General features: G+C 40.3%; 11 protein-coding genes. 4 read left to right on the top strand and 7 right to left on the bottom strand.

Annotated features, from left to right (window positions below; translation table 11 throughout):
* Positions 1-34: 34 nt before the first annotated feature.
* The 3 genes from LC090_RS19920 to LC090_RS19930 form a co-directional block, all read right to left on the bottom strand.
* On the bottom strand, positions 35-1,348 hold the full coding sequence (locus LC090_RS19920) for an ABC transporter substrate-binding protein (protein ID WP_226659900.1): 1,314 nt from the start codon (positions 1,346-1,348) through the stop codon (positions 35-37).
* A gap of 155 nt (positions 1,349-1,503) precedes the next feature.
* The gene (locus LC090_RS19925) at positions 1,504-2,520 is read right to left on the bottom strand and encodes a LacI family DNA-binding transcriptional regulator (protein ID WP_226659901.1); all 1,017 of its coding nucleotides are present in this window, start codon (positions 2,518-2,520) and stop codon (positions 1,504-1,506) included.
* A gap of 147 nt (positions 2,521-2,667) precedes the next feature.
* Positions 2,668-3,474 carry an alpha/beta fold hydrolase gene (locus LC090_RS19930; RefSeq protein WP_226659902.1) on the bottom strand — a complete coding sequence of 269 codons (807 nt, stop codon included), beginning with the start codon at positions 3,472-3,474 and terminating at the stop codon, positions 2,668-2,670.
* A gap of 219 nt (positions 3,475-3,693) precedes the next feature.
* Here LC090_RS19930 and LC090_RS19935 point away from each other — a divergent pair, with 219 nt between their 5' ends.
* A complete protein-coding gene (locus LC090_RS19935; RefSeq protein ID WP_226659903.1) occupies positions 3,694-4,071 on the top strand; it encodes a PH domain-containing protein in 378 nt (125 codons plus the stop codon).
* A gap of 79 nt (positions 4,072-4,150) precedes the next feature.
* Here LC090_RS19935 and nhaC read toward each other — a convergent pair whose 3' ends face one another.
* The 4 genes from nhaC to LC090_RS19955 all read right to left on the bottom strand — a co-directional run bounded on the left by nhaC (position 4,151) and on the right by LC090_RS19955 (position 8,494).
* Positions 4,151-5,584, bottom strand: coding sequence for a Na+/H+ antiporter NhaC (gene nhaC / locus LC090_RS19940; RefSeq protein WP_226659904.1), 1,434 nt, complete (start codon positions 5,582-5,584; stop codon positions 4,151-4,153).
* A gap of 84 nt (positions 5,585-5,668) precedes the next feature.
* Positions 5,669-5,923 carry a hypothetical protein gene (locus LC090_RS19945; RefSeq protein ID WP_226659905.1) on the bottom strand — a complete coding sequence of 85 codons (255 nt, stop codon included), beginning with the start codon at positions 5,921-5,923 and terminating at the stop codon, positions 5,669-5,671.
* 51 nt (positions 5,924-5,974) lie between these two features.
* Positions 5,975-7,264 carry a Glu/Leu/Phe/Val family dehydrogenase gene (locus tag LC090_RS19950; protein WP_226659906.1) on the bottom strand — a complete coding sequence of 430 codons (1,290 nt, stop codon included), beginning with the start codon at positions 7,262-7,264 and terminating at the stop codon, positions 5,975-5,977.
* A 27-nt stretch (positions 7,265-7,291) separates the two neighbouring features.
* A complete protein-coding gene (locus LC090_RS19955; protein ID WP_226659907.1) occupies positions 7,292-8,494 on the bottom strand; it encodes an ornithine--oxo-acid transaminase in 1,203 nt (400 codons plus the stop codon).
* 296 nt (positions 8,495-8,790) lie between these two features.
* Between LC090_RS19955 and LC090_RS19960 the strand changes: the two genes are divergently transcribed.
* The 3 genes from LC090_RS19960 to LC090_RS19970 all read left to right on the top strand — a co-directional run bounded on the left by LC090_RS19960 (position 8,791) and on the right by LC090_RS19970 (position 12,816).
* Positions 8,791-10,167 (top strand): sigma-54 interaction domain-containing protein, encoded by a 1,377-nt coding sequence (locus LC090_RS19960; RefSeq protein WP_226659973.1) that lies wholly within the window; start codon positions 8,791-8,793, stop codon positions 10,165-10,167.
* A 180-nt stretch (positions 10,168-10,347) separates the two neighbouring features.
* Complete coding sequence (locus LC090_RS19965) at positions 10,348-12,084, top strand: sensor histidine kinase (RefSeq protein ID WP_226659908.1); 1,737 nt, start codon at positions 10,348-10,350, stop codon at positions 12,082-12,084.
* On the top strand, positions 12,085-12,816 hold the full coding sequence (locus tag LC090_RS19970) for a LytR/AlgR family response regulator transcription factor (RefSeq protein ID WP_226659909.1): 732 nt from the start codon (positions 12,085-12,087) through the stop codon (positions 12,814-12,816).
* Positions 12,817-12,842 lie beyond the last annotated feature (26 nt).

Consider the following 12,842-nt stretch of genomic DNA (forward strand, 5'->3'; position numbering starts at 1 on the left):
AGCGGTATAAGAATTCTTACACCGCTTACACTTCTTACTTCTTTGGTACTTTCAATTCAGGGTAAGCATTTTGTGCTTTCTTATAAAATTCAGCAATCGCTTCGTCCTTTGATTTCTTCCCGTCAACATACTCCTGAACCGCATTACCATAGAATGTATCAAGCTGCTGATCGTACTTTGTTACGATGCCTGGCTCAATGCTCTTTGCTTGCTCAAGGAAGAACTGGTAGTTGTTTTGTCCGCCAAGGAACTCATCACTAAAGTCGCCCTTGATTTCGTTCGTAACTGGAAGGTAAGAAAGAACATCGCCTGTTTCTTTCGCCCAATCTGTTAGGAACTCATCATCTTGTGTCATCATTTTCACGAAATCATACGCAAGCTCTTTATTCTCAGACTTGTTGTATACACCTAACCACGTACCACCCCAGAAATAAGGGCTTGGACCGCTTGTTACCGCCCAGTCTCCAACAGAATCTTCTACATTTGTCTTCAAGACACTATGTAGACCCCATGTAGGAAGAACATAAGAGAAAACTTCTGTCTCAGTTTCTTTGCCGCTCTCTTTTACCTTAATTGGCTTGTCCATCGCTTCAAACCATGATGGAGACCATTCTGGTGCAAGCGCTGTATAGCTCTCTTCACGAAGTTTTTTCGCATAATCTAGAAATTCGATTTTTTGATCTGTTAACTTTAATTCGTCCTTTTCATTTACCCAAGCTTGAGGATCATCACCTTGAGAGAACCAGCGAATTGAACCTTCATCTGGGAACATACGGTAACCCTTTTCCTTCATTTTTTCGGACACTTCAAATACTTTATCCATGGACGTCAGCATTTCACCAATTTCAGCAGGATCATCTGTGCCAAGTACTTCTTTCGCAATGCTGCGTTTGTAATAAATTCCACCAGGTGTTGTTTGCCATGATAGCGCTCTCACATCACCGTTTTCATCTTTACCTAAATCAAATACGTAAGGTACATAGTTATCTGAAATTTCGTTTGCGTTATACGGATCCTCAGAAAGATTTTCCCAGTAGCCAGCATTTACCCATTGCTTCAAAAAGGCAATTTCTCCAGTAAACACATCCGGTGCTCCGACACCACTTTCAAGAACAGGCTTAAGTTTTGTTGGATAATCAGCAATTGGTACAATCGTTAATTCTACTTTCACACCATTTTTTTCTTCGAATTTTGTAATGGGTTTCTTTAACTCATCGGTAAAAGACCAAACTTTTAAATCAACATCTTTGTCCCCTTTTGCTTCTCCTGAAGACTCAGAATTTGAACAACCAGCTAAAACCCCAAACAACAAGACGAGTGACATCATAAGACCAATTACCTTTTTCATGAATGAGCCCCTTCCTTTTCCCCTAAATAATTTGTTATTTGAAAACGAAACCGGTTTCGAAAAGTGTACAAAATAAAATCGAAAGCGGTTTCGATTTAACCAAAAAAATATAAAAACACTCTATTGAAAGCGGTTTCGTAAGCGCCTAAAAAAAATTATTTTTTCTTTAGCCGTTTACAAGATTCTCTTTCCATTAACTCGACTGGGATAATTTCTTCTGTGATGATTTTTTTCTTTTGAATGATTTGCTTCATAAGAAGCTGAGTGGCACGAATGCCAATGGCATCAGTATCCTGTTTAATTGTTGTTAATTTCGGCGTTACATAGCTTGCCATTTCGATATCATCATAGCCGATGATTGAGAGATCATCCGGGATGTTGTATCCTCTTTTTTTAGCAGCTTCCATCGCTCCAATTGCCATATGGTCCCCTGCTACAAAGATAGCTGTAGGTGGTTCTTTTAAATCAAGAAGTTTGTCCATGGCTTTCGCGCCTTCTTCAATAGAGAACATTCCACCATTCACAAGATAGCCTTCTATTATCGGAAGCTTTAACTTCTTCATTGCGTCCTTGTACCCTTGAATTCTTACTTGACCAGCGTAGATTGAAGGCTCACCTGAAATATGGGCGATTTTCGTATGGCCGAGCGAGTACAAGTAGTTAATTGCAAGTGCCCCACCGGAAAGATTGTCAGAGAATACGACACTACAGTTTTGATTACTCATATCGATGACAACAATTGGAATGCTAGCATCAATCATTTCTTGCACCTGTGGATCATTAGGATCTGAGCAGATGACCACAATACCATCTACACCTCGATACTTAAAGTGCTCAAGGTAACTTGATCCTCTGTTACGCAGGTTCCTAGAAGCAAGAATAAGGTCATACCCTTCCTTCTCAGCTTGCTTACGAAAACTTTCAATAACAGCACTGAAAAATGGATGCTTCATTCCAATCTCATTGTCCTCAGAAAACATAACGCCAATGGTCCAAGACTTCTTCGTTGAAAGAGATTGGGCATGTGCATTTGGTAAGTAGCCCATTTCAGCAGCAGTATCAAGAATAGCTTGCCGTGTTTTTTTGCTCACATCAGGGTAATTATTAAGAGCTTTGGAAACGGTCGTACTTGAAAAACCAGTTTTTTTCGCTAAGTCATAGATTGTAATCATCTTGGTCTCCTCTTGATCGAAAGCGCTTTCGTTGATGTTATTATAGCCTAGCATTTTTGGATAAGCAATAGCTTTTTTTTATAAAAATGAGAAAGTTTTTTTGCTAATAAAAAGACAAGTAGACTGGCTACTTGTCTTTATGATGAGCTATTTTAGATTACCGATAAATTCATCTACAATTTGATTAAACCGATCCGTTTCTTCTATAAAAGGACAATGACAACTCTCTTCAAAAAGGACCAGTTTTGCATCGGGAATTTCTTTTTCTAAATATTCTCCTGCTGCTACTGGTATGAGCTTTTCTTCTTTTCCAAAACATAATAATGTTGGTTTTGTGATCTGATTTAAATAAGGACGGCAGTCAATGATTGATTGATCGAAAAGAATGGCGCTTGCAATGGAAGCCGGCATTTTCGTTGTCTCCTCTACCATCCACTCGAGCTCAGTTTGAGATCGCTCCTCTTTAAACATGAGAGGAATAAACCCTTGAAGGAGCCCCTTCTGATCAGATTGAATGTCTCTCATCATCCCTGTAAGTGCCGGGAGATCAAATGCACCAATGTCAAAATCAGGCCATTTGAAGTCAGATGCGAGTTCATCAACGATTACCGTACCTTTCACATTGTCTTCACCGAACTGATGCAAGTATTCCCAAATAACGAAGGCTCCCATTGACCAACCGACTAGGGTAACTTCCTTCAGATGAAGCTGATCAATAAATTTCTTTAGATCACGAGCATAGTTAGCCACTGTGTGCCCCGTTTGAACGTGAGAGGATTGGCCATGACCTCTTAAATCTAGTGAAATCGCACGATATTTTTGCCTGAAGTACGGTAGCTGCTTTTTGAAAAAGCGGCTACTCATCCAAACGCCATGAATGAAAATGATAGGACGTCCCATACCAACATCTTCATAATAAATTTCTAAATCATCTTCAATGTTCAAAAATGGCATTGTTACCCCTCCTATAAATAAGAAATAATTGCCGTTAATCCTGATTAACTCGAGTTTATCACGAGCATCATACGATACGTATGCAAGAAACACGACTTTTATCCATATATTGCTCGACAGCATTCGAGCCAGTTCGGGTGGTCAGTTCGGGTGGTGACAGGCACTACCTATGCTAGAATATGAGAGAGACCACAATTCAAATGTTAAGGAGGAGTTATAATGGGCATTTTAAGCGGATTTATGGGAAATGCTTCAACGATGAAGAAAGAAGATGTGAAGAAAGAGCTATCTACCATTCTTTCAGAAGCAGAAGAGGTGAATGCCGCATTTAAGCTTGTGAGGGATTTAATCGTCTTTACAGACAAACGACTTTTGTTTGTTGACAAGCAAGGCATGACTGGCAAGAAAGTTGAGTATCACTCAGTTCCTTATAAGAGCATTTCGCACTTTAGCATTGAAACGGCTGGACACTTTGATCTTGATGCAGAGCTTAAGATCTGGATCTCAAGTTCACAGACTCCTACTTTCTCGAAACAGTTTAAGAAAGATGATAGCATTTATACGATTCAAAAGATCCTTACAGAGCTTTGCGGATGATTCCCCAAAAGATAGAAAAGCAGAATCCTTTCCATACGGGATTCTGCTTTTCTATCTTTTTATTAACATACCTTACCTATTATCCAACATCCTCTACCTTCTCTTCATCCTCCACCCCATTCATTCTCTCTTCTTTCGTCATATAAGCAATTGTTAAACCACTCCACGCAAAGATAATCGACAGAACAGGAACAAGATAGTTCAAAATGGCATAAGGGGCATATTCTAGAACCGATACTCCTAACGTACCAAATATAAATACAGCACACGTATTCCATGGAACAAACACGGAAGTTAATGTCCCACCATCTTCAATCGCACGTGATAAATTTTTCGGATGAAGATTAAGCTCTCTATATCTTTTTACATACATCCTGCCTGGGAGCACGACTGAAATATACTGCTCTGCTGTTAGAACATTTGTAGCAAAGGCAGACATCACCGTCGTCGTTAATAACCCCTTCGCTGTCTTCGCTATTTTAATAATTTGAGTTACGATCGCATTTAGCATTCCCGTATTCTCCAGTATTCCACCAAACGTCATCGCACAAATAACGAGTGATACGGTGTACATCATATCGTCAATACCACCGCGATTAAAAAGTTCATCGATTGTTGCATTTCCCGTCTCGATGGAAAAGCCGCTTTGTAATGTATTCACAGCTGTTCCAACATCACCACCTTGTACAAAAATGTCTGCTAGAAATCCTAGTATAATACCAGCCATTAAGGACGGTATAACAGGCACCTTTTTAGAGACCAATACGATGACTAGTGCAGGCGCTAAAAGCAACCATGGCGAAATAACGAAAGAATCTTGTAGCACATTCATAATGGAGTCGATCTTTTCAAAATCTATTTTATTAGAGGCAAACTTTGTACCTAAATACCAGTACACACCAAGAGCAATAATAAATGCCGGAACGGTCGTATACGTCATATGCTTGATATGATCAAATAGATTCGCTCCTACTGTTCCAGAAGCTAGATTCGTAGTGTCTGATAGAGGAGACATTTTATCACCAAAATACGCCCCTGAAATAATCGCCCCAGCGACCATACCTGAAGGAATTCCCATACTCAATCCAATTCCCATCCCCGCAATTCCGATTGTTCCCATCGTTGACCACGAGCTTCCAGTCGCAATGGAGACAATCGCACAAATGACGGCAATAGAAACTAAGAAAAAAGCAGGCGATATGAGCTTTAAGCCATAATAAAACATTGTCGCAACAATTCCACCGCCGATCCACGCTCCTATGACAATACCTACAAGAATGATGATAACCACCGCTGGTAATGAAAGACGGATACCTTTATATATACTAGATTCAATTTCACCCCAGCTATAACCAACAAACCACGCTATGAAAGCGGATACAAAAGCACCTAAAATAAGAGGGACGTGCGCACTTCCTTCAAACACGACAATCGTAAAACCCATCGCAATAATCATAGCTATAAACGGTATAATTGCTAAACCAAAAGTCATCTGTTTGCCGCTTTTCCTCATTCGCTTACCTCCAATTTGACTTCCCATCGTCTACCTATGTACCCTTTCTGCCTATACAGAAAAGGGTGCTGCGTTTCTATCACTTCAATCGCTACCGGTTATTAACAAATCATCTCTCAACGTTCCTAAAACTGTAATAGGTGTGATCTCTTCACCCTTCCTTACTTCGATCGAAAGAAGATGTCCGCTCACTCCAACATGAACGTGTTCAAGTTTACCTTCAACTGTCTTAACTAAAAACAAGGTTTCCCACTCATATACGTAATCCAATGGTTGTATAACGACTTGCTCAATTGTTCCATAGTAAGGACTGTTAATTGTATGAACGATCTCATTCATTCTTTCAACCTCCCTTTCGTTACAATAATTTAAGAGCCGCTTTAACTCAACCTAAACCCAACCTCGAAACTTTGAAGCTTCTGCCATCTTTCGAATTCCGGCCATATAAGCTGCTAACCTCGTATCTACTTGATAAGTTTTTGAGATTTGATAAACTTTGGCAAAAGACTCAACGATCACTTTTCGCAACCTTGCTTCTACTTCTTCCTCAGTCCAATAATACCCTTGATTGTTTTGAACCCATTCAAAATACGAGACTGTTACACCACCTGAACTTGCAAGCACATCAGGAACAAGTAAAATACCTCGCTTCGTTAAAATTTTGGTGGCCTCGATTGTTGTCGGTCCATTTGCAGCTTCTACTACTATGGAAGCTTTAATGGCTGCTGCATTTTCGATGGTGATTTGATTTGAAATCGCAGCCGGAACAAGAATATCGCAGTCTAGCTCAAGTAGCTCCTTATTCGTAATCGTATGATTGAATAAAGTTGTCACCGTTCCAAAACTATCCCGGCGATCCAGCAAATCATCAATATCTAGTCCTTCAGCATCGTAGATCGCACCATAGGCATCAGAGATCCCAATGATTTTAGCTCCTGCATCATGCATAAATTTCGCTAAGAAACTACCAGCATTTCCAAACCCTTGAATCACGACGCGCGCTCCCTGTAGCTTGATTCCTTTCTTTCTAGCAGCCTCTTCAATACAGATCGTTACGCCACGAGCTGTTGCTGTTTCCCTTCCATGAGAGCCACCAAGCACAACTGGTTTACCCGTAATAAATCCCGGAGAATCAAATTCACGAATCCGACTGTATTCATCCATCATCCAGGCCATGATTTGAGAATTTGTGAAAACATCTGGAGCAGGAATATCTTTTGTCGGACCAACGATCTGGCTGATGGCGCGAACATAGCCACGACTCAACCGTTCCAATTCGCGGAATGACATCTCACGAGGATCACAAATAATCCCGCCCTTTCCACCGCCGTATGGTAAATTCGCAATTCCACACTTTAAACTCATCCATAAAGATAGAGCCTTCACTTCATCTTCAGTTACCTCTGGATGAAATCGCACCCCACCTTTTATCGGTCCCACGGCATCATTATGTTGGGACCGATACCCGGTAAAAATTCGAACCTTATCATTATCCATTCGCACAGGAATGCGGACAGTTAGCATTCTCATTGGTTCTTTTAAAAGTTCATACATCTCATCTGAATAACCAAGTTGATCAAGCGCTTCTTTCACGACGATTTGAGTGGAGTGAAATAAATTCAGTGATTCCGTATCTTGTTTTTCAGCCTGCTTTAATTGTTGGCTAACTGCCGCTTCCATGTAGACACCTCTTCTTATTTAATGTTCTTACTTGGACAACACATTTACGATTTTAGCTATAGCCCAATCAAGATCTTCTTTTGAAATGATAAGCGGTGGCGCAAATCGGATCACCGTATCATGCGTTTCTTTACATAAAAGCCCTTCTTCTTTTAACTTTTCGCAATAAGGTCTTGCTGGCTCTGTTAATTCAACTCCGATAAATAGCCCTTTACCGCGTACTTCTTTTATAAGAGGATTATCGATTTCCTTTAATTTTTCTTGAAAATAGTTGCCAAGCTCAAGTGAGCGCTGAGCTAACTGTTCTTCTTCTAAAACTTCAAGCGCAGCAACCGAAACGGCACAGCCAAGTGGGTTACCACCAAATGTTGATCCATGGGATCCGGGATTGAAGACACCAAGAATCTCTTCATTAGCTGCGATACATGAGATTGGGAAGACGCCTCCGCCTAACGCTTTTCCGAGAATATAAATATCCGGCTCAACATTCTCCCAATCGCACGCAAATGTTTTACCCGAGCGCCCAAGACCTGCTTGAATTTCATCTGCAACGTAAAGTACATTATTTTCTTTACAAACATCATAAGCTTCCTTTAAAAAGCCATCGGGAGGAATGACGATCCCTGCTTCTCCTTGAATCGGTTCAAATAGGAAAGCAGCTGTATTTGGTGTAATGGCATTTCGTAGCGCATCAATATCACCGTAAGGAATTAATTTAATACCCGGTAACATTGGGCCAAATCCTTTCTGGTATTCAGTCTCAGAAGAGAGGGATACAGCCGTCATTGTACGTCCATGGAAATTCCCGACGCATGCAATCATTTCAGCCTGATTTTCTGAAACGCCTTTCACATCATAAGCCCAGCGTCGCACTGTTTTAATCGCGGTTTCCACTGCTTCTGCCCCAGTGTTCATTGGAAGAACTTTTGCTTTATTTGTAAGCTTTGCTACCTTCTCATAAAACGGAGCCAATTGATCGTTATGAAAAGCTCTAGAAGTAAGTGTAATGCGATCAGCTTGATCTTTTAACGCTTGAATAATCTTCGGATGACGATGCCCCTGGTTTACTGCTGAATAGGCACTTAGCATATCCATATATCGGTTGCCTTCAGGATCTTTTACCCATACTCCTTCAGCTTCCGTAATAACAATTGGAAGTGGGTTATAGTTATTTGCTCCAAATTGGGTTGTTTTTTCAATTACATTTTCAGTCGTTGTTTGTGTCTTCATGTTCTTCCTCCTTTAAAAGTTCGCCTCATCTAGAGAAGCAAAAAATAACATCGTTCTCTCTCCTTAATAATAAGCAAGTTTTATGCCAACTTTTAATACTGGTTTAATCTTAGGAATGACGGAGGTTACTACATGTCGATACGCAAAATATTTTTGCGGGTGATTAATTTATTTTGCAGGTAACCGCAAAATAATATTGCAATCCATGTCCTTCCATACATACAATAGCGATAGTAACAAAGGAGGTACGTAACTTGGAGAATGAAGCGGAGAACGATTGGAAAGTCCTTAAAACCATGAATCGAGTATATAAAAAAGTCATCGACGAGATCGATGTCGGCGTTCACGTCATTGATGAAAAAGGGAAAACGATTATTTATAACCCTAAAATGATGCAAATTGAAGCCATGGATCGCCAGGATGTTCTTGATAAATACTTATTAGATGTCTTTATGTTCTCAGCGAATGAGAGCAGCACACTTGTTAAAGCACTTCAAAAGGGCATCAAAACGTCGAATGTGAAGCAAACGTATTTCAATAATAAAGGGAAAGAAATCACAACAATAAACAACTCATTTCCAATTTTAGAAAACGGTACGATCAAAGGCGCAGTCGAGATATCCAACGACGTGACAAAGCTTGAGCGGTTAATTCGTGACAATATGAATCGAAAAGGAAACACTCGATTCACATTCGATAGCATTATTGGAGGTAGCCCCGCCATTCAAGAAGTGATTGAGAACACAAAACGGAGCACAAGGACATCGTCGTCTGTTTTGATCGTTGGGGAAACTGGAACTGGGAAAGAATTATTTGCTCAAAGCATCCACAATGGTAGCCACCGATCTTCCGCTCCGTTTATTTCGCAAAACTGTGCTGCCCTCCCAGATAATTTAATTGAAAGTCTTTTATTTGGTACAAAACGCGGTGCATTTACAGGGGCTATGGAACGTCCAGGATTATTTGAACAAGCAGAAGGCGGAACGTTATTGCTTGATGAAATCAATTCATTAAGTATGAATTTACAAGCGAAACTGTTGAGAGTGCTACAGGAAAAAACAATTCGGCGCATTGGTGACACAGAGGATAAAGTCATTGATGTCAGAATTATCGCTACAATGAACGAAGATCCGATTGAAGCCATTGCGAATGAACGAATGCGTAAAGACTTGTATTATCGGCTTGGGGTTGTGACATTATTTATCCCCCCACTTAGAGAAAGGAAAGAGGATATCTCTTTGTTAGTGGACACGTTTATTTCAAAATATAATGATCTCTTCCAAATGGACGTGAAAGGAGTAGATACCGAAGTCTCTGAATCATTTCAGGCTTACGATTGGCCAGGGAATGTACGAGAATTGGAGCATATTATTGAAGGGTCAATGAATTTAATGATGAGCGAAGACGTCATTGACTATTCTCATTTGCCAATTCAATATCGAAACAAATCGTCATTACAAAATGGAAGGCATACGATTGATCCTGAACCGCTAACCACTCATCATGCAAATCAAATCATCCCATTGAAGGAACAAATGGAGAAAGCTGAAAAAGTTTATATTCAACAAGTGCTTAAAGAAAACAAAAACAATATCTCGAGAACAGCACAAGTATTAGGTCTGAGTAGACAAAGCTTGCAGCACAGGTTAAGAAAATTTGATATTCAAACGTAAAATAAGAGGTTAAATGAAAAACTGATCTTATGTGAGAGGCATTTATCTTCTCTCTTCCATCTATTTAACCTCTTCATGAAAACCCGTATAATAAGAAGTAACCGCTTTACTATTCGACAGAATTTGACTTAAACCGGGTGGTGACAGGCACCGGAAAGAATCGGAAAGGAGCTTTTCCTCATGTTCGAACTCTTGCTTACGATGCTAGAGCGACTTGGCATTATCGTTACAATTGCATTTGTGCTAACCCGCTTTCGCTTCTTTCGAGATATGATATACAGCGATCAGCTTGCTCGTAAGCAGCAGTATGTTGCGATTGGCTTCTTTGGTTTCTTTGGGATCATCGGAACGTATACAGGATTAACATTTAGTACAGATTCACTCCAATTTAATTCCTGGCCGCTTGAAGTTTCTTCTGACGAAGCAATTGCGAATTCAAGAGTAATCGGGGTCGTTCTTGCTGGACTTCTTGGTGGAAAGAGGGTCGGCTTTGGTGCTGGACTTATCGCCGGGATCCATCGTTATATGCTTGGGGGATTCACAGCATTTGCTTGTGGACTTGCTTCCATTATTGCTGGACTTATCGCTGGCTCTCTACATAAACGCAATCGCCATGTAAAACTTCGATCAGCCTTCATGATCGGTGCAGGTGCAGAAGCCGTTCAAATGCTTATTATCTTGATTCTTTCTAAACCGTTCCAAAATGCCATGGCTCTTGTAGAAGTGATCGGAATTCCAATGATTCTCGCAAACGGAATTGGCTGTGCTCTCTTCCTTCTTATTATAAAAAATGTTGTAAACGAGGAAGAAAAAGCTGGTGCTCTTCAGGCTCAGAAAACCCTTCGTATCGCGGATCAAACACTTGGGTATCTCAGACAGGGACTTTCCAAAGCTTCAGCTAATGAAGTCTGTCAGATTCTTCATCGTGAAATTGAAGGTAGCGCAGTGGCTATAACGGATCGTACCCACATTTTAAGTCACGTTGGCCTAGCTAACGACCATCACCAATCAGGACACGTGATTCAAACGACTATTACGAAAGACGTGATTCATAACGGCGAAATTGTAATAGCAAATGATCAAACCATTCACTGTGCCGAGAAAAATTGTCCGCTCGGAGCAGCCATTATTGCTCCACTTAAACAGCGGGGTAAAACGATTGGCACGCTCAAATTCTATTTTCGATCGGAAAAAGAGATCACCCATATTATTACTGAGCTCGTTCTCGGTCTCAGCAACCTTCTTAGTAATCAGTTAGAAATAGCTGAAGCAGATAAAGCCTATCAACTAGCAAAAGAAGCCGAGATCAAAGCATTACAAGCACAAATCAGTCCGCACTTTCTTTTTAATTCACTTAATACGATCATTTCGTTAATTCGAATTGAACCTGATAAAGCACGTAAATTACTCGTTTCCCTTTCACACTTTTTAAGACAGAATTTATCTGGCACAACAGCGAACATGACCTCGCTTAACCAGGAGTTAAAGCATGTAAAAGCCTACCTTGAAGTGGAAGAAGCTCGTTTTGTAGACAGATTATCTGTTAACTATACAATCGATGAAAGTGTATTATCCGTTCAATTGCCTCCCCTTACATTACAGCCGATTGTTGAGAATGCGATTAAACACGGTATCAAAAATAAGGAAAATGATTGTCTCGTTGAAATTACGATTGCTCAACATTCAAATGGGGTTACTGTTTGTGTGACTGATAACGGGGAAGGGATTTCCCCTGACCGTTTATCAGAGCTTGGCAAAGCACATGTCTCTTCTGAAACTGGTACAGGCCTTGGCCTTTATAACGTTAACCGTCGCCTCACAATGCTATTTGGAAACGAAGCAAGCCTTTCCATTCATAGCGAACCTTTTAACGGTACAACCATTTGCTTTGTGATTCCACTAATGGAGGACGAATAGATGAACGAAATCAAATGTTTAATCGTAGATGATGAACGCTACAGCCGCCAGGAACTCGTTCATTTACTCTCATATAGTAAGTTAATAAATGTCATTGGTGAAGCTGATTCAGGTGAAACAGCAGTGATCAAAGCACTTCAACTCCAACCAGATGTTGTTTTTCTTGATGTGGAGATGCCCAAAATGAATGGGATGGAAGCAGCAAAAGCCTTATTAGAACTAAAAAAACCACCGCACATCGTTTTTGCGACTGCTTATCCTGAATTTGCTGCAGAAGCTTTTCGATATGAAGCGGTTGACTATCTTCTGAAACCTTATGATGAAGAACAACTTCATCAAACCGTACAACGTTTAGAAAAGTTGATGCAAATATCTACTACTAAAGAAGAGCCTCCTTCAAAGAAAGGCAAGCTCTCAGTTGAACTAGAAGGTGAGATTCATTACCTCGATCCCAATGATATCCTCTTTATTTTTCGCGATGAAAAAGTCTCACGAATCGTTGTAAAAAATGGCGAATACGAAGTGAAGATGGCGTTAAAAGAACTTGAAAGCCGACTATCCTCCTTCTCATTTTTTAGAATTCATAAAGGATATCTTGTTAATCTTCACTACGTGACGCGCCTGACCCCCTGGTTTAATGGTGCTTATCAGCTTGAATTAGAAGGATATGAGGAGAAACTTTCGGTCAGTCGTAATTATGTAAAAGCGCTACGTACGGAACTTGAATTGTAATTCCGAGTGCATTTCAGTCTTTCATA

The organism is Guptibacillus hwajinpoensis (assembly GCF_020524165.1).
Taxonomy (GTDB): domain Bacteria; phylum Bacillota; class Bacilli; order Bacillales; family Guptibacillaceae; genus Guptibacillus; species Guptibacillus hwajinpoensis_D.